Source organism: Rhodococcus sp. H29-C3, assembly GCF_030063405.1.
In the GTDB taxonomy this organism is placed as follows: domain Bacteria; phylum Actinomycetota; class Actinomycetes; order Mycobacteriales; family Mycobacteriaceae; genus Rhodococcoides.
In genome coordinates, this window is the sequence record NZ_JASITC010000010.1 from 1 (window position 1) to 18,581 (window position 18,581).

At 61.5% G+C, this 18,581-nt stretch carries 17 protein-coding genes and 1 pseudogene; 11 read left to right on the forward strand and 7 right to left on the reverse strand.

The annotated features are described in order from the left end of the window. Positions 1–99 precede the first annotated feature (99 nt). Both QMK32_RS19105 and QMK32_RS19110 read right to left on the reverse strand, forming a co-directional pair. Positions 100–504: a MarR family winged helix-turn-helix transcriptional regulator gene (locus tag QMK32_RS19105; protein ID WP_283476765.1), complete on the reverse strand. Its 405-nt coding sequence runs from the start codon at positions 502–504 to the stop codon at positions 100–102. A gap of 286 nt (positions 505–790) precedes the next feature. Continuing rightward, positions 791–1,414, reverse strand: a pseudogene (locus tag QMK32_RS19110) (carbonic anhydrase); the annotation flags it as partial. A gap of 177 nt (positions 1,415–1,591) precedes the next feature. Between QMK32_RS19110 and QMK32_RS19115 the strand changes: the two are divergent. The 4 genes from QMK32_RS19115 to QMK32_RS19130 all read left to right on the forward strand — a co-directional run bounded on the left by QMK32_RS19115 (position 1,592) and on the right by QMK32_RS19130 (position 5,716). Beyond that, the gene (locus tag QMK32_RS19115) at positions 1,592–2,701 is read left to right on the forward strand and encodes a hypothetical protein (RefSeq protein ID WP_283476766.1); all 1,110 of its coding nucleotides are present in this window, start codon (positions 1,592–1,594) and stop codon (positions 2,699–2,701) included. Positions 2,702–2,856: 155 nt separating this feature from the next. Then, positions 2,857–3,564, forward strand: a complete 708-nt coding sequence (locus tag QMK32_RS19120) for an excalibur calcium-binding domain-containing protein (RefSeq protein WP_283476767.1) — start codon at positions 2,857–2,859, stop codon at positions 3,562–3,564. A 151-nt stretch (positions 3,565–3,715) separates the two neighbouring features. Beyond that, the gene (locus tag QMK32_RS19125) at positions 3,716–5,002 is read left to right on the forward strand and encodes a T3SS (YopN, CesT) and YbjN peptide-binding chaperone 1 (protein ID WP_283476768.1); all 1,287 of its coding nucleotides are present in this window, start codon (positions 3,716–3,718) and stop codon (positions 5,000–5,002) included. Between the two features lie 39 nt (positions 5,003–5,041). Next, a complete protein-coding gene (locus QMK32_RS19130) occupies positions 5,042–5,716 on the forward strand; it encodes an NUDIX hydrolase (RefSeq protein ID WP_283476769.1) in 675 nt (224 codons plus the stop codon). Between the two features lie 14 nt (positions 5,717–5,730). Here the strand turns inward: QMK32_RS19130 and QMK32_RS19135 are convergent, their stop codons facing one another. Together QMK32_RS19135 and QMK32_RS19140 are read right to left on the reverse strand one after the other, a co-directional pair. Further along, the gene (locus tag QMK32_RS19135) at positions 5,731–6,240 is read right to left on the reverse strand and encodes an O-acetyl-ADP-ribose deacetylase (protein ID WP_283476770.1); all 510 of its coding nucleotides are present in this window, start codon (positions 6,238–6,240) and stop codon (positions 5,731–5,733) included. Continuing rightward, positions 6,237–7,181 (reverse strand): ADP-ribosylglycohydrolase family protein, encoded by a 945-nt coding sequence (locus QMK32_RS19140; protein ID WP_283476771.1) that lies wholly within the window; start codon positions 7,179–7,181, stop codon positions 6,237–6,239. Before QMK32_RS19140 ends, QMK32_RS19135 begins: the two co-directional genes overlap by 4 nt. Positions 7,182–7,352: 171 nt before the next feature. Here QMK32_RS19140 and QMK32_RS19145 point away from each other — a divergent pair, with 171 nt between their 5' ends. Together QMK32_RS19145 and QMK32_RS19150 are read left to right on the forward strand one after the other, a co-directional pair. Then, positions 7,353–8,369 (forward strand): AurF N-oxygenase family protein, encoded by a 1,017-nt coding sequence (locus QMK32_RS19145; RefSeq protein WP_283476772.1) that lies wholly within the window; start codon positions 7,353–7,355, stop codon positions 8,367–8,369. Positions 8,370–8,417: 48 nt separating this feature from the next. Then, positions 8,418–9,968, forward strand: a complete 1,551-nt coding sequence (locus QMK32_RS19150; RefSeq protein ID WP_283476774.1) for an FAD-dependent oxidoreductase — start codon at positions 8,418–8,420, stop codon at positions 9,966–9,968. 12 nt (positions 9,969–9,980) lie between these two features. Here QMK32_RS19150 and QMK32_RS19155 read toward each other — a convergent pair whose 3' ends face one another. The 3 genes from QMK32_RS19155 to QMK32_RS19165 all read right to left on the reverse strand — a co-directional run bounded on the left by QMK32_RS19155 (position 9,981) and on the right by QMK32_RS19165 (position 13,826). Continuing rightward, positions 9,981–10,829, reverse strand: coding sequence for an aldo/keto reductase (locus QMK32_RS19155; protein WP_283476775.1), 849 nt, complete (start codon positions 10,827–10,829; stop codon positions 9,981–9,983). Between the two features lie 88 nt (positions 10,830–10,917). Continuing rightward, complete coding sequence (locus tag QMK32_RS19160) at positions 10,918–11,886, reverse strand: isopenicillin N synthase family dioxygenase (RefSeq protein ID WP_283476776.1); 969 nt, start codon at positions 11,884–11,886, stop codon at positions 10,918–10,920. A gap of 32 nt (positions 11,887–11,918) precedes the next feature. Further along, on the reverse strand, positions 11,919–13,826 hold the full coding sequence (locus tag QMK32_RS19165; protein WP_283476777.1) for a flavin-containing monooxygenase: 1,908 nt from the start codon (positions 13,824–13,826) through the stop codon (positions 11,919–11,921). A 178-nt stretch (positions 13,827–14,004) separates the two neighbouring features. Between QMK32_RS19165 and QMK32_RS19170 the strand changes: the two genes are divergently transcribed. The 5 genes from QMK32_RS19170 to QMK32_RS19190 are packed head-to-tail and all read left to right on the forward strand — an operon-like array spanning position 14,005 to position 18,551. Further along, positions 14,005–14,664, forward strand: a complete 660-nt coding sequence (locus QMK32_RS19170; RefSeq protein WP_283476778.1) for a nitroreductase family protein — start codon at positions 14,005–14,007, stop codon at positions 14,662–14,664. 58 nt (positions 14,665–14,722) lie between these two features. Continuing rightward, complete coding sequence (locus tag QMK32_RS19175; protein WP_283476884.1) at positions 14,723–16,258, forward strand: class I adenylate-forming enzyme family protein; 1,536 nt, start codon at positions 14,723–14,725, stop codon at positions 16,256–16,258. Next, a complete protein-coding gene (locus tag QMK32_RS19180; protein WP_283476779.1) occupies positions 16,255–16,881 on the forward strand; it encodes a TetR/AcrR family transcriptional regulator in 627 nt (208 codons plus the stop codon). The genes QMK32_RS19175 and QMK32_RS19180 overlap by 4 nt, the downstream gene beginning before the upstream one ends. Next, positions 16,874–18,013: a serine hydrolase domain-containing protein gene (locus tag QMK32_RS19185; RefSeq protein ID WP_283476781.1), complete on the forward strand. Its 1,140-nt coding sequence runs from the start codon at positions 16,874–16,876 to the stop codon at positions 18,011–18,013. Before QMK32_RS19180 ends, QMK32_RS19185 begins: the two co-directional genes overlap by 8 nt. Positions 18,014–18,053: 40 nt before the next feature. After that, a complete protein-coding gene (locus QMK32_RS19190; RefSeq protein ID WP_283476782.1) occupies positions 18,054–18,551 on the forward strand; it encodes an SRPBCC family protein in 498 nt (165 codons plus the stop codon). Positions 18,552–18,581: the final 30 nt, after the last annotated feature.

Below are 18,581 nucleotides of genomic sequence, written 5' to 3' on the forward strand. Positions count from 1 at the left end.
ACCGGAATGGTGCCTCTCGAACTCGCTGGATTGTTACCTTCGCAAGTTCAATCTTCCCAGTTCAGGGCACCATTCCTCTGAACTGACACTCGGTCGAGCTCAATTCGCGTGAAAGCCCGAGGTTAGTTCATCCCGGTGCATGGCGCCCAGTCGGACGAGGGTCAGTTCACCGTCGCTGGTGAGTTCGACTCTGACCGTTCGGGCGTCGGAGGGATCAGCTGCCCGCTGAACCAAGCCTTGCTTCTGCGCGCGATCGACCAGTTCGACCACACTGTGGTGTCGCAGCTGCAGTCGCTCTGCCAACTCCCGCATCGCAGCCCACTCACGGCCAGGAAAACCCTTCAGTGCCAGCAGTAGCTGGTATTGCTGCGGGGTCAGCCCATGGGACCGCACGGTCTCCTCACTGAAGCGAAGATAACGTCGGATTCCAAATCTGAAGCGCGCCAACGATTCGAATTCCCGCTTTGTCAACGGCACCGGTTCCTGTGGTTCGCCGGAAGACACAGTGGCAACCTCCCTGTTCGATGAGTTCCATTCGGACAGTGCTAGAACTGCGAGTGCGCGACTCACCGTTCTCCGCCTGCGTCACGAGCGAGCGCTAGGCAAGACCCTCGCCATTGTTCTCGATCCAAGCGATCGTCTCCGGATCTTCGCTCTCGAGGCGTTGCATTTCTTCTTGTCCGTCGCAGCTGCACAATGCCACCGTTGCCTTCGTGGCGGTGCGCGATACCAGCCGCCATGTGCCGCCGCAGTCGGTCCAACGAGTCAACGTCGCAATGACGTCACCCTCGACGTCACCGAGCGAGCTATGTAGTACGACCCGCCCCATCTCGAGACGGTAGGTCAACCCGACGACCGCCAGTTCACCGCGCTCTATTCGGTCGGCAATGAGCCTGCTTCGATCGGTGATCAGCTGCACGGTCTCCTCGACATGGCGCGCCTCGAATTCGTCGATTCGACCGAGTCCTGTTCGGCGTCCGGCGAGAATACTCGGCGTGACACGCTCGACGATGTCGCGGATGTAGCCGCCCGGCATCGCGACACCGTCCACAGCGTCGACGCTCGCTCTGACGCCGCCACAACTGTCGTGGCCGAGGACGGCAATGAGTGGCACATCGAGAATGTCGACCGCGTACTCGATCGAACCCAACACCGATGCGTCGACAACGTGCCCGGCGGTTCTGACGACGAACAGGTCTCCAAGGCCCTGGTCGAATATGATCTCTGCCGCCACACGTGAATCAGAGCACCCGAACACCACCGCCTTCGGGCGTTGGACGTCGACCAACCGAGTTCGGTCGTCGATTCCTTGGCGGGGATGCAGGCATTCGCCTGAGACGAAGCGCTCGTTTCCGGCGCGAAGTTCACTCCACGCCTGTGCTGGAGTCGGAGACAGTGCACTGATCGGGTCCATCGGAGCCCCTTCCTGGTGTCGGCCATATTTGCCGAGACGGTCCGAGTGGAGGTCCCTGGACATACGAGCCGCGTGAACCTCCGCACCAACTATATCGTGAGACGATACAAATGAAACCTGCGGCTCGTGGGCAACTGGTCCGACCCGAGCACACTGAGGCCCGTTAGGCTGTGGACCATGGGATCCAAAGGGCCTGCAGGCCGAGGCCAGAAGCGAGCAGCAAAAACCAAGGCTCGGCAGAGACGGCAGAACCCCGCTGGCACTCAGCCCGCATCGATCCCCACTGATCTGCTCGATGATTTCGCCACCTGGCTCGAGCAAGGAGAGATGGCCGAGCACGCCGAACGAGTAGCAGGACTCACCGGCACTACTCTCACTCAGATGGCCAAGGCCAACCCTTCGTTCTCCGTCACCGCCTGGACGCCGAGCGACGCGCACTACCTCGTCGATACCGCCGAACGGGTCGAGGATTCCGACCCCGACAATGGGCATGCGGCCGCGCTCAACATCGTCCTCTGCGTGCTCGAGTTTCTCGCGTTCCTCGACGAAACCGAAGCGTGGACGGGCTCGGAGGATGATTTCGCGCACTGCATGGAAGACCTCAACGACTTCGTGTACAACGATCCCGACGTGCTCGAGCCAGATGACATCGAACTGCCCGAGGTCACCGCAGAGGAGGAGTCTGCAGCACTGGTGCCGCTGCCCTTGATCTCAGGTGTCGATGCTCTGGTGGCACGCGTCGGCTCCTCGATCGCCATCGCCGACGTTCCCGACCTGTCGACTGCCTTGGCGAATGCGGACGATGGGACGGACCATCCAACCGCAGACCTCACCGAATTGAACTACTGGGCTGCATCCATCGCCTCGGAGGTACTCGAGGTCGAGGGCAGCAACGTGGTGCCGGGCAGGAATGTGGACGCCTTCGGATCGCGCTCGGTCGATGCGCTTCGAGATGTGCTGACACACCACATCCGCCATCAGCTCACCTCGGTCGAGGACGATGTATCGATGGCACTGTCCAACACATTCGCAATTCAGACGCTCCTCGCGGCGATGACAGACGACCTCCCCATAGACAATGCCGAAGAAGACTACGAGGGACTCGAGGGTGAAGATCTGCGTACCGCACAGTTGATCGACTATCGCGTGCGTTCCCTCCAAGATCAAGGAATTCTCGTAACCGCCGAAGATGCACTCGAGGTACCGACTGCGCTGCGACCTGCAGTTCTACAAGGCATTCGCCTCGCGGAGCCCTTCGGTGAGCACGATCCGATGGAATCGTCCTGATCGGCCGGTAACAAAGCAGGGCGTGCATCCGACAAGGTCTTCGTACAAGCAGCCACCGCCGACGCAGTATCTGCGGCTGCCGTTTCCGGCGAGTGACCCCGTTCGCGGAAAAGTTCTCGTGGCCTGCACCTCTAGTCCGATGCGAGGACCGCACAATGACCGAGCCCTATGTATTTCCCGGTGCCGCACGTCCAGAACGGCCGCGCCCCTTGCTGGGCAAGATAATTGCCTGGATATCGGTTGCCATCGGCGCTCTGTTTCTGCTCGCCTCCCTCTCCGACTTCTCGTTCGCTGGACTCGTCGCAGGCGCGTGCATCATTGCCGCCGGTACGCTCTACGTGTTCGGAAAACCTTCACGTGGCCGGGTTCTCTGGGCAACCCCGGCTATTGCGGCACTACCCGCATTGGTCGCTTTCTCTATCATGACCCCGCCGCCCGCGTCGGATGAGATGGGCAGCTCACGGGCCTTTTCCGCTCCCTCGGTCTCTCAGGTGACGACCTCGACGTCGAGCCCGAAGACCACGAGCACTCCCCGCTCGACCACGACCAGTCCGCCCACGACGACTGCACCGAGCACGGTCGTCCCGCCACCAGAGCCTGAAATTGTCTACGCTCAGCCTCCGATGCCGACGACAACGCAGTACGTCCCGGCTCCCGCACCCGTGTACGTTCCCGAACCAGAACCAGAACCCGTGTATGTTCCGCCCGCGCCCTTGGTCGCGGTGCCCGACGTCCCTTCCGCTGTCTCTTACGCGAATTGCACCGCCGTCCGGGCAGCCGGAGCGGCACCGATCTATGCCGGCGAGCCGGGATACAGCTCGAAGCTCGATCGCGACGGAGACGGCGTGGCTTGCGAAAACTGAAGCGCGGCTCCGCCTTCCGTCACTAATATGTCGGTCTGCACGCGTTCGTCGACACGGGGGAGGTTCGAGACCGCCGCTCTTGTCGTACCTCATCGATACTGTCCTTCTCGTCAGGTGGATTCGGCCGCTTGACGAGAGGGAAGGCGTCATCGTGACGGACAATCGCAAGATCGACCTTCAGGACTCCATCGACGAAGCGTGGTCGTCGTACGCCCAAGATCTGATGTCGTTCGTATCGGACATGGCACGCCGTGAAACCCTCACGCTCACTGCGGAATCCGGACTCGATCGCGGGGACGGGGACAGCCCCTGGATCACGCTCCAGGCCGAACACGACGGCACCATCGCTTGCGCCGCCGTTCTCGCCAGCTATCTCTACGAGGGTGTCGAACCGCCGGCCGGTGACGACGCGGCACTGTTCACTCTGGGGTGGGTCACGCCGGCGACACAGACCGACGTCGGCCAGCTCGTCAGCCGCTCGATGCTCGGTCACCGCGACAACGCCGATGAGCTGTCGCGTTCGATAGTCCGTGCATTCCGTGAGGTCTGGAATGTCGCGCATCCGGCGTTTCTGTCGGCTGCAACAGAAGGCGGAAGTGGTCGACAGTTCCGAACTGCCGTCGACTGCCGCTCAGTAGACGGCACAGCAGTGATTCCCCTCGACCTCGATCATCTGCGTGCGCTCATCGTCCAGACTGTCGATGTCCGCTTCGATCTCGCTCGAGAGTCGAATGGAGACATTCGGATAGACGGGTTCACATTCCCCGTGCACGTGTGCTTCGATCACGACGCGACGTCGGTCCGCATACATGCACCGCTGGTAACCGGAGTGTCACAATCTGGGACGCTGTCGCGGATGATGTCCTCGCTCACCAGTAGATGGAAGAACATCACCTTCGTCGTGGCCGGCGATCAACTGTTCGCGGGCATTTCGATCGATACGCGGACCTTCATCCCCCGTCAATTGACCGCGCAGCTCTATCGATTCGGGCATTTCCTCGAAGGTATCGACGCGCCGTTCGCTCATCGTGTCGGTGGGACGATCTTCGATCCGACTCATCGTCACGAAGATCCTCCTCCGCCCGTGTCGTGGTCCGATGACGGAGGAACGCTCGGCACACTCCGTGCAGCATGCGAATTGACGTGCGGCCCAGTGGATTCCATTACAGTCGACGCCCTGTGCCGACGCCAGGATGTCGAGGAGCTGACCCAACGCGCACAGTGGACGGCCCACCGCTTCCGTGATCACGCACATCGACTCGGAGACGACCGACGCGTCCGTGCCGCCGTCCTATGCGACTCATTCGCGCTGAGCTGGACCCATGTTGCCGAGAGCCTGCGCCGGACGAATCGGACTGCGCGACTGCCCACTCCCCGGCCCGAACAGGTTCCGCTCTTCGATTCGCTCGAAGTACCTACACTGTTCGATATGCAGTAGCTCAGCCGAGATAACTCAATAGTGCGCTAATCTACACGGGTGACTACCGAAGATCACCCCGACACCCCGTTGACAGACTATCCGCGGCCGTCGGTTGCCGTGGATGTCGCAGTACTGACGGTACGAGAGAACACGCTGTGCGTCGTCGTCGTACCGTCACCACGGGGTCGCGCACTACCCGGAACCTTCCTGCATCCGGGTGAGAGATTGGCAGACGCAGCCGAACGCGCCCTTCACACCAAAGCGAGCCTGGGCGGCCTGTCGTTCCATCAAATCGGGATGTTCGACGAGCCGGATCGGGACGATCGTGGCTGGGTGTTGTCGATGGCGCACGGGGCAGCAGTAGCCTACGAAAACCTCGACACCACAGTCGATCTCGTCCAGATCCGTAACGGATCTCCGACCTCTGAACTCGCGTTCGATCATAAAGCGATGGCGGCGCTGTCGGTGGTGGATCTACGCGAGCGATACGGTTCGCAGGTGGACCCGGCCCACCTGCTCGGGTCCACCTTCACCTTGCTCGAACTCAGGAGACTCTATGAGGTCGTCTACGGCAAGGAGCTTCCCAAAGACACCTTCAGGCGACATGTCGCGGGTGCACTGATCGGCACCGGCGAGTCCTCGACCACGGGCGCCGGCAGGCCGGCCGAGCTGTACCGCAGAAACCCTGACGCTCGGCTGCCGGAGTCCGCTGCGGCCCTCTTCAAAAGCTGAGGCCCGGCGTGGGGTTAGCTCAGCAACCGGGTTGTCAGCTTTGCTCCCCGTGCGGAAAAGGCCACCACCGACACCACCTCGACTCGGCTGTATGCACTGACGATTGCTGCAAGCTGTTGCGCTATAGCATCTTCCAGCGGCCAACCGTACGATCCGCCCGAGATCAACGGAAAGGCCACAGTTCGCGCACCGAGCGAATCAGCGACCGCCAGACTGCGTATGTACGCAGCCCGTAAAGTACCGGAGCGATCCTCGTGCGCCGAATAGCGCGGACCCACCGCGTGAATTACCCACTTGGCGGGTAATAAGCCTGCCGTCGTGGCCACTGCCCCACCGGGTGCAAGACCGTTGGGTAGGGACGTATTCCGCAGAATCTTGCATTGGGCAAGCACGTCCGGCCCACCCGATCGGTGGATGGCCCCGTCCACTCCTCCCCCACCGAGCAGCGTCGACTTCGCCGCGTTGACGATGGCGTCTACGCGCACTTTGGTGATATCGCCTTCGATGACATCGATGATGGTCATGGTGTGTCTCCTGAATTGGCCACGATATCGCCGGCAATCGCGACGAGATCGTCCGCGGTGAGTTTGGGATATCCATGGAGCATCGCCCGCCAACTCGTCGGCACGGCCGACGCGCCCCATCTGGCCCCCAATAGTCCGCCCGCGATTGTTGCCGTCGTGTCGGTGTCACCACCGGCAAGAACACACAATTCGAGTGCTTCGACGAGGTGCTGAGGTCCACTCTGGTCGGCTCTGACTATCGCCCACCACGCAGTCTGCAGTGCGTGGACGACCCAGCCGTTGTTCGGAAAGTCCGACGGTTCGCCGCGCTCGGCCGCGTCGAGCATCGGTCCCCAATATGGCGCAGATGCCGACGACTCGACCCACAACCGAACGCCGTCGAAGTTACCCCCGAGCACGGCATGGCGGATCGCGAACGACCACATCCGACACGCTTGGGCGGCACGAGGGTCGGAGTGTGTCAGGGCGCTGATTGCGGCGGCCGCCTCGACACACCTCGTTGCACTGTCGAGATAGCGGACTGCGACGGGGGCTGTCCGCATCAACGAACCGTTTCCACCGGTTCGGCCGGTGAGTGCACTTGCACACCTGGTCATCTCGGAGGCACTTGCGCTACGACGCCGCAGCACAGCCCGCGTCTGGTTGCCGATATCTGCTGGTTTGGTGTCGTACCAGGCGAGGAAGTTACCGGCGACGGCGTCGAGGCCGTCGCCGGTGCAGACGTCTGCGCCCTCTCGCGACGCCTGGGCAATGGCCGCGGCCATCGATGTGTCGTCGGTCCATTCCCCCGGGGCCCAATCGAATGATCCGCCACCGATCATGTCGACGACAGTGCCCGGCGCTGGGTGCGTGAACTCGTACCCAGCGCCGAGCGCGTCTCCTGCGGCGGTGCCCAGTAGCACGCCTGCGGCGCGATCGGCTTGTAGCGGCGTAACTTTCACTTACTGCTCCCTTAGCTCGTTTCTGCGCTTAGATTAGCGCAGAATCGCGCTAATAGCCAAAACGAGGGAGGCCAGAAGGGTAGCGGCAGGAGCCGGCCGGCAAAGGTACTTCCATTTACTGATACGGCGAGTTACATTAACTCCCACCTTCGAACCAACCAAGGAGCAGCGATGACACTTTCGTCAGCACCGCGCACGCTATCGGCGGATACCGACGCGGACGCCGAGCAGTACAACGAGACGCTTCGACTCCTGTCCGAAGGATCCGTGGACAAGCATTTCGATCCGTACGTCGATATCGACTGGGATTCTCGCGAGTTCGAAGTTACCAAGGACGAGCGCCGATGGATACTCCCGGCGACAACAGACCCGCTCGGCGGCCATGCCTGGTATCAGGCGCTACCGGAAGACCGTCAGATCGCTATCGGTATGTGGCGCCAAGCCAATATCGCCAAAGTCGGATTGCAGTTCGAGAACATCCTCATTCGCGGGATGATGCAATACGTATTCTCGCTGCCGAACGACTCAGCCGAGGCTCGCTATTGCACCCACGAGTCGATCGAGGAGTGCAATCACACCCTCATGTTCCAAGAGATGGTCAACCGCATCGATGCAGACGTGCCAGGTATGAACCGTCCGATGAAGTTGATCTCCCCGATCATCCCTTTGTTCTCGACGCTGTTGCCCGAACTGTTCTTCGTCGGGGTCCTCGCCGGCGAGGAACCGATCGATCACATCCAGAAAGCGTTTCTACGATCGGGTGCAGAGATTCATCCGATCATGCAGAGCGTCATGGTCATTCATGTCGCCGAGGAAGCCCGTCACATCTCGTTCGCGCACCAGCTGTTGCGTCGCCGAGTGCCGAAGATGTCCAGGGTCGGACGCTTCTTGCTGTCGTTGGCATTCCCCATCACCATGCGAATTCTGTGCGACGTCATCGCCATTCCACCGAAGAAATTCTGGCAGAAGTTCGACATCCCGAAGTATGTCAAAGACGACTTGTTCTGGGGCACCGAACGATCCCAGCACACATTGCAGGACTATTTCGGCGACGTTCGCATGCTGGCCGCAGACACCGGAATGATGAATCGTTCGGCAAAATTACTTTGGAAGGCGTGCGGAATCGATGGCCGAGCTTCGCGCTACCGCAGCGAACCCGACCGCAGCTCCGGCCACTTCGCAGCGTGAGCCTCGGGTTCACCTCTCTCCACCGCCGGGTCGCAAGTCAGGAAGTTCATGCCCCACATCGTTACTCAGTCATGCTGTAGTGATGCGTCATGCGTCTACGCGTGCCCTGTCAACTGCATTCACCCGACGCCGGACGAGCCTGACTTCCTGACGGCCGAGATGCTGCATATCGACCCGTCCTCGTGCGTCGACTGTGGCGCCTGCGTCTCGGCGTGTCCGGTGGATGCAATCGTGCCCAAAGCCAAGCTCACCGAAGCGCAGTTGCCGTTTCTGGAGATCAATGCAGATTTCTACAAGCAGGAACGGCCTGCGCGTCCGTTGCTTGCACCGGTGTCACCGGCTCCGGCAGTCACCAGGGAGCGCCAGCCGCTTCGCGTGGCAATCGTCGGATCGGGACCTTCGGCGATGTATGCGGCCGATGAACTTCTCACCCAGCCTGGTGTGAAGGTCGACGTCTACGACCGACTGACCCGGCCGCACGGCCTGGCACGATTGGGCGTAGCGCCGGACCACGAAAAGACCCGTCAGGTATCTCGACTGTTCGACACCATCGCTGCGCAGCCTGGATTCCGGTTCCATCTCGGTGTCGAGGTGGGAGAGGACATTACGCACCAGCAGCTGTTGGATCAGCATCATGCCGTGATCTACGCAGTCGGTGCATCTTCGGATCGGGAGTTGACGATTCCCGGTGCCAAGCTTGCCGGTCGTGGGTCGGCCACCGACTTCGTCGCCTGGTACAACGGTCACCCCGACCATGCCGATCGCCACTACGACCTGTCCCACAAACGTGCGATCGTCATCGGCAATGGCAACGTCGCCCTCGACGTGGCCCGAATCCTGACGATCGATCCCGAACGCCTCGTCGGCACGAACGTGCCCCAACACGCGCTGAAAGCATTGCGAGAGTCCAACATCGAAGAGGTACTGGTGGTCGGCCGGCGCGGCATCGCACAGTCGGCTTTCACGGTTCCGGAGTTCGCCGGCCTACTCGGCACCCCGGGGGTGGACGTTTCGTTTCATCGCGACGAGATTGTGCTCGACGCAGCCACGGTCGCACTGACCGAAACCGACGAGCTCCCGCATGCAGTCGTTCAGAAATTGCGCCTGCTACAGAGACTCGAAGACTCGGAGGGAAGAGACGGTAAGCGAATCATGCTGCGCTATCTCCTCTCCCCCAAGCGAATTCTCGGTGATGCGGTAGTGACCGGTGTCGAGTTCGATCGCATGGAACTCGACGCGGGCATCGACGGCACGGTTCTCAGCGTCGCGACGGGTGAAGTCGAGACCGTCGACACCGGACTGGTTTTGACGTCGATCGGCTACCGCGGTGTGGCGATCGCAGGTGTGCCGTTCGACGAACAAGCAGGAATCATTCCGAACGATGATGGCCGTGTCCTCGAATCACCGGGCGGTGCAACGTTTCCCGGAACCTATGTCACCGGCTGGATCAAACGCGGGCCGTCAGGATTCATCGGTACCAACAAATCGTGCGCACAGGGAACCGTGTCAAATCTGGTTGCAGACTTCAACTGCGGCATGCTCGCCGACATCGGCTCTCCTGCGCCCCTGAAGCGGCACAGTTGGCTGCGCCGCCTTTGACCGGACGGTGTGTCAGTCGGGAATCATGTCGAACGTGTCCGGGTTCGGCCCGGTACGCCCATCTTCACCACGATCGAGAGCGGTGATCGCATCCATATCGGCGTCACCGAGTTCGAAGTCGAAGATGTCGAAGTTCGCCCTGACACGGTCCGGCGTCACCGACTTGGGAAAGATGATGTCGCCGCGCTGCACATGCCAGCGCAGCACAACCTGCGCGGTCGATTTGCCGGTCGACGACGCGATCGACTCGAGCACCGGATCATCGAGAACCTTGCCCTGGGCGATCGGCGACCAGGCCTCGGTCGCGATGCCGTGTTCACGGCCGTAGCGTCGGACTTCCTCGTTCACCAGGTATGGATGCACCTCGACCTGGTTGACTGCCGGAACGGTATCCGTTTCCTTCGCCAGCCGCTCGAGGTGGGCCGACTGGAAATTGGAAACACCGATGCTGCGCGCGCGGCCGTCCTTCGCGAATTCTTCGAGAGTCTTCCACGTCGAGACGAAATCTCCGTCGTACCGCGTCGGTAGCGGCCAGTGGACGAGGAACAAGTCGACGTAGTCGGTATCGAGGTCGGACAGCGTCTTGTCGAATGCCTTGCGCGCATCGTCCGGGCGGTGATATCCGTTGTTGAGCTTGCTGGTCACGAAGACGTCACTGCGGCTCAGGCCGGACTCCTGCATCCCCTGCCCGACCTGCTTTTCGTTACCGTACATCTGGGCTGTGTCGATGTGGCGATAACCGATATCGAGGGCAGTCTTCACTGCCTCGGCGGTCTTGTCCGGTTCGATCTGAAACACACCGAAACCCAGTTGAGGAATGGTGTGTCCGTCGTTCAACGTGATGGTGGGGATAACGCTCACGAGTGTTTCATCTCCGTTCGCAATCGAGTACTGCACTCGGGTACCCGCAGAAGCAAGATCTACACGGATCGGGTCGTAGGTGAGACACCTAAGCGATCCCGTGATGCAGTTCGGCGACGTCGGGGTGCGCTCGCGTACGCGACTTCCAGGCATTGGCACCATAGGTGTCGAAGATCGGATTGTTCGGATCTGCCTCGACCCCTGTGGACTTCGCCGCCAACTCTTCGGGCAGCGACACGATCGGAATGACGGCGTCCAGCGCGGGGCTGAGAAAGAAGGGGATCGAAATTCGGTCGGCGCCGGCTCGAGGTGCCTGCACTCGATGTCGCGTCGCACGCAGATAGCCTTGCGTCGCAACTTCGAGCAGTTCGCCGATGTTGACGATGAATGCGCCGTCGACGGGAGGTACGTCGATCCATTCACCCGCCTCGATTTCGACCTGCAATCCCACCGAGTCCGGTTCTACGAGGAGGAGAGTGAGGACGCCGGAGTCCTTGTGTGCACCGACGCCCTGCGGATTGTCGGAGCTTCCGGGGTACCGGACGATCTTGATCAAGGACGCTGGACTGTCTGCGAATGCGTCGTCGAACACGTCTTCGGAAGCGCCGAGTGCCGACGCCCAATGCCGCAGGACCCGCAACCCGAGTTGGGACATGATCGCTTCCCAGGATTCGAACGCGGGCTCGAGAGCTGGGAGTGCAGACGGCCAGAGGTTCGGTCCTTGGAGATTCCAATAACCCTCGGCGCCGTCGATAACAGGCCGTTCGGGGCCGATATCTATCTGTTCACGCCAATCGACTTCACCGTTGGTCAGCTCGCCCCCCAGGCGTGAGTAGCCGCGGAAGTGTGGGCTGTTCAGCTGCGAGATCTCGTCCTTCTCCTCCGACGCGAGGGCGAAGAACGAGCGAGCGAGTCGAAGGACTTCCTCGCTGCGAGCCGTCGGCACACCGTGGCCCACCAGGTAGAAGAAGCCGAATCGATGTGCAGCGTCCAACAGTGCGGCCCGGAAGCCTTCCGGATCGGTGTCGACGAGTGACATATCGAGAACGGGAAGCATGCATTCCATTATCGACGCTTCCGTCTGCTCTGTCAGACGCTCGATGCCTGCCGTGCCTCTTCGACGAGATAGTCGCCCATGTCGGCGCTGTGGGTCATCTCCCAGTAGTCGACGATGCGCCAGGGCAATGTCGATACGACCCGTCCAGCGTCGTTTCGGTACCAGTTGTCCATCCCCGGGTGCGTCCAGATCATGCGCGAGTGCGCCTCGTCATGTCGTCGTACGTAGTCTTCTTCGACTTCGGGCTTGCACTCGACTACACCGATTCGATTGTCCGACATGTATTTCAGGACATCCATGATGTAGCGGACCTGACATTCCGCGATGGTGATGTAACTACCGCCGTGCCCGAGGACGGTTCCGGGCCCGCAGGTCAGGAAGAGGTTGGGGAAGTCCGGCACGGTGATGCCGAGGTGCGCATGAGCGTCCTCGGGGCCCCACCCGTCGCGGATCGATCTACCAGAGCGCCCTCGAACGTCGATGGGTGTCAACAACTTGTGCGTCTCGAAGCCGGTTGCCAGGATGACGACATCGACCTCGACCTCGGTCCCCTGCTGTCCCCGCACGGTGTCGGCACCGATCGAGGCGACACCTTCGGCCACCAGGGTGACGTTGTCACGGCGAAGGGCAGCGAACCACCCGTTGTCGAGCAACATCCGCTTACCGAACGGGGGGTAGTCCGGTAGCGACTTCTCGATGAGATCCGGCCTGCCTTCCAGCGCGTTCTCCAGGTATCGGGTGAACACTCGGCGGTGCGCGTCGTTGATCGCGTTGACCGACTGTGCAGGGTTCTTCCACTCCGGATCGACCTGCAGCGACGGATGAACGCGGTCGTTGAAATTCCATGCAAGTCGCGCTCGATACCAAAGCCTATACAGCGGAACCGTCTCCATCAGGTAGCTGACGTCGTCGTCGATAGGGGCGAAATAAACGTCACTCGACGCCACCCACTGTGGCGAGCGCTGGAACACCGTCGCGTGACCCACCGTCGACGCGATAGCAGGAAGCACCTGCATTGCGCTGGCACCGGTGCCGACTATGGCGACGCGTTTGCCCGTCAGGTCGAGACCCTCGGGCCACTCTGCGGTGTGGAAGATCGGTCCACGGAACGAGTCGAGGCCGGGTATGGGGGGAACCTTCGGGCGATTGAGTTGGCCGGTGGCTGTGATGACCACGTCTGCCGTCAATATCTCGCCGCTGGTCGTGGTGACCGTCCACCGCTGGCGCTCGGAGTCGTACACGGACGTGGAGACCTCGGTGTCGAATCGGATCCGGTCCCGAAGGTCGTGATCGGTAGCCACATCGCTGAGGTACTGCCAGACCTCGTCGCGCTTGCCGAAGTGTGTGCTCCACGCTCGTGGGGCGAAGGAGTACGAGTAGAGGTGGCTTGGAGTGTCGACGCCGGCTCCGGGGTACGTGTTCTCGAACCATCCGCCGCCTACGTCGGAATTCTTCTCCAGGACAACGTGTTCGATCCCGGCTTCACGCAGCTTGATGGCCGCGAGCATGCCCGACACTCCGGCCCCGATTACGATGACCGACAGCTCGCTGCCCGTGACCTCCTGATCCTCGATCGGCGTAAAGCCCATGTCCTCGGCGATCATCGACGCGAATTCCGGTGGCACGGACTCCCCTACCGCGGCACTGATCATCTCCACGAGTTGTTCGCTGGACGGCGACGGAATCGCGGAGGGCGTGCCGTTCGTCCGGTCGGAGATGGCGTCGAGTGCGGCCGATCGAATGGCCTGCGCAACGTCGGGTGCAAACCCGCCTGCGTCGTTGTCGTCCATCCCACGACTGCGGGTCGGGCGATATGGGGCCTCGAGCCAGGCGTGATCGCCGGTGAGTTGATACAGCACTGCGACCAGGCTCGGCATGTTTGCCGAGTCGAGCGCCCGAGCCAGCCGGTCGCGATCGACATCGTTCACACGTGCAGACATGAAAGACCTCCTTCAGCGCCCGAGGAGAACGGACCATTGAAACTAACCACAGTTAGGCAAATTTGCGCAAGCACTTTAGGTATCTGACTGGAGCTACAGAATTGCCACTTGACAATGTGGCATACACCACACAATGCTTCAGGCACTACCTAACAGTGGACAGGCGAAGGGATTCAACATGGAGCTCACCGAGGCAATGCGCACGACCGGAACCTGCCGGCGATACCTCAGCGATCCGGTCCCCGACGAGGTGTTCAAAAAGGCCTTCGACGTCGCCCGCTTCGGACCCCAGGGCGGTAACCGACAGCCGGTGCGATGGATCGTCGTTCGCGACGCAGCTCGCAAACAGACACTCGCCGAACTGTATCTGCCGATGTGGGATGCCTACTTCTCCGGTATCACCGGCGGAACAGTGGCCGTCGGCGCCCTCCCGAAGACAGTGCAGGACGCCGACTTCTTCGCCCGTCACCTGGCCGAGGTACCCGCAATCGTGGTCGTGTGCGCTGCAGAAGATGGACTTCACCCCACCGATCACGAACTCGGCAGACTCTCCGTCGTCGGTGGCGCGTCGATCTATCCGACAGTGCAGAACCTGTGCCTGAGCCTGCGAGACCAGGGAGTTGCCACCGCAGTGACCACTCTGCTGTGCGCCGAGGAACCCAAGGTGCGCGAGCTGTTGGAGATTCCAGAGGGTTACATAACCGCCGCACACATCGCCGTCGGGTACCCCGAGCGTTCGTTCCCCAAGAAGCTGAGCCGCGATCCCGTCGAGCAGATAGTCGCCCTGGATACGTTCTCCCAGCCGATGTTCGAGCAAGCCCTGTCCCCCTCGCTCTGAGCCAACCGAATTTTCCAGGAGAAGACACGTGACCGGCACTGCCCAGCATCACCGTTCCATGATCGGCCGAGCCACCATCGGAGATCAACTTCGTCGACACGCGCGTACGCAGCCGAACAAGACCGCGTTCATCAGCTACCGAGCCGACGGTGAACGCCTGGTCACCACGTACTGGGAGCTCGACGCCCGGGCAAATCAGTTCGCGAACCTTCTCCTCGAACTCGGTGTGCGGCACGGTGACCGAGTCGCGTCGATGGCGCGCAACAGTGTCGACGTGGTCATCGCCTACTACGGCACACTCAAGATCGGCGCCGCGTTCACCGGCATCAACGTCATGTATCGATCAGCAGAAGTGCGGCACCAACTCGAACACGCAGAGCCGACCGTGGTGGTAGCCGATGTCGAATTCGCCGACACGGTCGCCGACGTCAAACCGGAGTCGACGACGCTCGTCACGTTCGGTGCACACTACGAGGAGCTGACGGCCCAGACGCCGTCTTCCGACCCCGAAGTCGACATGGACGAGAACGACGTCGCCATGGTCATCTATACCTCCGGCACCGAGGCCGCACCGAAAGGTGTGATGATTCCGCATCGCAACTTCCTGATCTCCACCGCGCCTGCATGGAGTTGGGGTCTACGGACCGGTCCCGAGGACACCTGGCTGTTCGTCATGCCGTTCCACACCATCGCCGGCCTCGGATCGATGACCACGCTGACCCTCATGGGCGCAACGCTCGTGCTACCTGCAACCGCCGACCCGACACAGTCGCTCCAGATCATCGCCGACGAGAAGGTCTCGGTGATCGCCCAGACACCGACGTTCTATATGGCGCTAGCGCGAAACCCGTCGTTCGGCACCGCAGCCGTCGGACAGGTTCGACGCTGTCTCACCTACGGTGGCCAGGTCTCCCCGCACACAATCGATGCGTGGGCGAGCGCTGCACCTGAGGCGATCTGGGGTACCTACTGGGGGCAGTCCGAACTTTCCCAACTGGGTTCGGTCGGCTGGTTCTCCACCCTCGACGACATTCCCGGTGGCGACGCGTCGTGGATCGGTAAGCCGGTCACGCACCTCGAGGTCAAGGTCGTCGACGCTGAAGGCAACGACACCGAGATCGGCGAATTGGTCTGTCGCACTCCGTCGGTGATGCTCGGATACTTCAAAGACGAGGAACGAACCGCCGAAGTTTTCCGTGGCGGCTGGGTCCACACAGGCGATATGGTGCGTGTCGACGCAGACGGAAATCTGTTCTTCTACGATCGCATGAAGGACATGATCAAGACCGGGGGAATGAATGTATCTTCGCAAGAAGTCGAACGCGCCATTCACGCACACCCGGAGGTGCTGCGTGCCGCCGTCGTCGGAGTGCCTGATCCCTATTGGTCCGAAGCAGTGACAGCATTCGTCATCGCGCGTGAGGGGTGCACCCCCGATCCGCAGGCCATCATCGAGCACTGCCGGATCGAACTGGCGACCTACAAGGCTCCGAAATCCGTGCACATCGTCGAAGAACTACCCGTCGACGCGCAGGGCAAGATCCTCAAGAGGAATCTTCGAACCATGGCCACCACGGCGGAGGAGCCCGTATGACCGCACCCGACCGAGAAGCCGTCGTCCCACGCCAGATCCGAACGCAACGCCGCCGCGAGGACATAGCGTCGAAAGCGGCAGAGATCTTTGCTCGCGACGGGTACGCCAACGTCGGCATGCGTGACATCGCCGACGCAGTCGGGATCCGCGGGGCAAGCCTGTACCACCACTTCCAGTCCAAGGAAGACATCCTCTTCGCAGTCTGCCTCACCGTCACCGAGGAGCCCTCAGAAGAGAATCTGCCGCTGCTCGACGCACCGGGCACGCCCACAGAACGATTGGCCTCGCTGGTGCGGGCACATCTCGTACATCTCAACCTCCGACGCGTCGAGTACATCGTCGGGCTCCACGAGCTGGCCTCGCTGACGCCGGAACATCGAGCCACGATCGAGGACTACCGGCGTCGATACCAACGACGCGTGCGCGAGGTCATCGCCGCCGGTATGCACTCCGGGGAGTTCACGGTGTCCGATGCCCGCGTGTCCGCCTTCGCGGTGACGGACATGCTGAACGGAATCAGCAACTGGTTCCATGACGGAGGTGATCTGAGCATCGAAGCCGTCGCAGACACCTACGTCGATCTCGCCGTGCACCGACTGCTCGGCGCGTCGAGCAATGGTTGACGGAGACTGGGAACCGGGCTTTCGTCAGGTACGCGATGCGTTGGCTGCCGACATCGACTCGGGTGCGGAACTCGGCGCCTCGGTCGTCGTCGACATCGACGGCCGCCGTGTAGTCGATATCTGGGGCGGGCACAGCGATTCTGCTTGCACTCGTCCGTGGGTTCGAGACACGATCACCAATGTCTGGTCGACAACCAAGACGGTCACCAACCTCGCCGCATTGATGCTGATGGATCGCGGACTCCTGGACCCCTATGCACCGGTTGCGAAGTACTGGCCCGAGTTCGAGGCCAACGGCAAACAGGACATCGAGGTGCGGCACCTGCTGTCGCACACATCCGGCGTCTCGGGTTGGGACGCACCGTTCACCACCGAGAACATGTACGACTGGGAGCTGGCCACTACTCGATTGGCTGCGCAAGCGCCGTGGTGGGATTCGCGCACCACGTCCGGGTACCACGCCGCGACGCAAGGGCATCTCGTCGGCGAACTCGTGCGCCGCACAGCGGGTAAGACGTTGGCGCAGTTCGTCGCCGAAGATATCGCTCGCCCTCTCGGCGCCGACTTCCAGATCGGTGCTCACGAGCAGGACTGGGCACGCATCGCCGCCGTCGTGCCGCCACCCGTGAGCACTTCGTCGAAGATTCCCGACCCGTCGAAAGTGCGACGCCGGACCTTCCTGGGCCCGCTGATCGACGCCGAGTCCGCGAACACCGCGCCCTGGCGCCGCGCCGAGCTGGGTGCGCTCAACGGTCACGGCAATGCTCGCTCCGTCGCGACGATCTTGTCCGCGCTCTCACTGGGCGGAACGGTCGACGGTGTACGTCTGCTCGGACGCGACGCGGTAGAGCTTGCGTTCGACGAGCAGAGTAGCGGCGTCGATTTGGCCTTGGGTGTGCCGCTTCGTTTCGGGATCGGATTCGCGCTGCCCCAGGTGGAGACGGTTCCTTACATTCCTGACGAGAAGATATGTTTCTGGGGCGGATGGGGTGGTTCACTGGCCGTCATGCACCCCGAGAGCGGAATGACGTTCTCTTACATGATGAATCGCATGGGTGAGGGGATCATCGGATCCGATCGAGCTGAGCATTATCTACAGGCCACGTACGCCGCGCTGGGCGCGAGCTCATGAGAAGAAACTCGACGAGTCGAGAAGAGCAGGAAGAGATGCGATGACTGTCATCAGTACCGACAAAGACGAGAAGAACCTCGTCTTCACGATCGTTGCCGAGTTCGACGCGCAAGTCGAACGCGTCTGGCAGATCTGGGCAGACCCACGCATGCTCGAACTGTGGTGGGCTACAAATACTTCGCCGACGACGTTCGAGACCCATGAATTCGAACCAGGCGGGGTGGCCCACTACTACATGCTCGGTTCCCACGGGCAGAAAGTTCGGGGACGGTGGTCGATCACCGCAATCGATGCTCCGCGAACCTTGTCCTTCGACGACGGGTTTGCCGACGACAATTGGGAACCCATAGAAGACATGGGCACTGCGCACGCCTTCGTAGTACTGATGGACATCGACGGTCGGACCCGGATGACTACGACGATGACTTTCGATACCGCGGAACAGATGCAACCCATGGCTGAGATGAAGATGGATGAGGACTTGGTGAGAGCAATGTGCCAAATCGACGGAATCCTTGTAGGACCGGCTGCCTCGTAGATCGCCGGGCGGGCATGGTGTTCCTTTCGC

Excerpts from the sequence above, each read along its gene's own strand:
- QMK32_RS19135 (WP_283476770.1), bottom strand. The coding sequence starts at position 6,240 with ATGACCATCATCGATGTCATCGAAGGCGATATCACCAAAGTGCGCGTA.
- QMK32_RS19115 (WP_283476766.1), top strand. The coding sequence starts at position 1,592 with ATGGGATCCAAAGGGCCTGCAGGCCGAGGCCAGAAGCGAGCAGCAAAA.
- QMK32_RS19190 (WP_283476782.1), top strand. The coding sequence starts at position 18,054 with ATGACTGTCATCAGTACCGACAAAGACGAGAAGAACCTCGTCTTCACG.
- QMK32_RS19150 (WP_283476774.1), top strand. The coding sequence starts at position 8,418 with ATGCCCCACATCGTTACTCAGTCATGCTGTAGTGATGCGTCATGCGTC.
- QMK32_RS19120 (WP_283476767.1), top strand. The coding sequence starts at position 2,857 with ATGACCGAGCCCTATGTATTTCCCGGTGCCGCACGTCCAGAACGGCCG.
- QMK32_RS19160 (WP_283476776.1), bottom strand. The coding sequence starts at position 11,886 with ATGCTTCCCGTTCTCGATATGTCACTCGTCGACACCGATCCGGAAGGC.
- QMK32_RS19185 (WP_283476781.1), top strand. The coding sequence starts at position 16,874 with ATGGTTGACGGAGACTGGGAACCGGGCTTTCGTCAGGTACGCGATGCG.
- QMK32_RS19165 (WP_283476777.1), bottom strand. The coding sequence starts at position 13,826 with ATGTCTGCACGTGTGAACGATGTCGATCGCGACCGGCTGGCTCGGGCG.
- QMK32_RS19170 (WP_283476778.1), top strand. The coding sequence starts at position 14,005 with ATGGAGCTCACCGAGGCAATGCGCACGACCGGAACCTGCCGGCGATAC.
- QMK32_RS19180 (WP_283476779.1), top strand. The coding sequence starts at position 16,255 with ATGACCGCACCCGACCGAGAAGCCGTCGTCCCACGCCAGATCCGAACG.
- QMK32_RS19175 (WP_283476884.1), top strand. The coding sequence starts at position 14,723 with ATGATCGGCCGAGCCACCATCGGAGATCAACTTCGTCGACACGCGCGT.
- QMK32_RS19145 (WP_283476772.1), top strand. The coding sequence starts at position 7,353 with ATGACACTTTCGTCAGCACCGCGCACGCTATCGGCGGATACCGACGCG.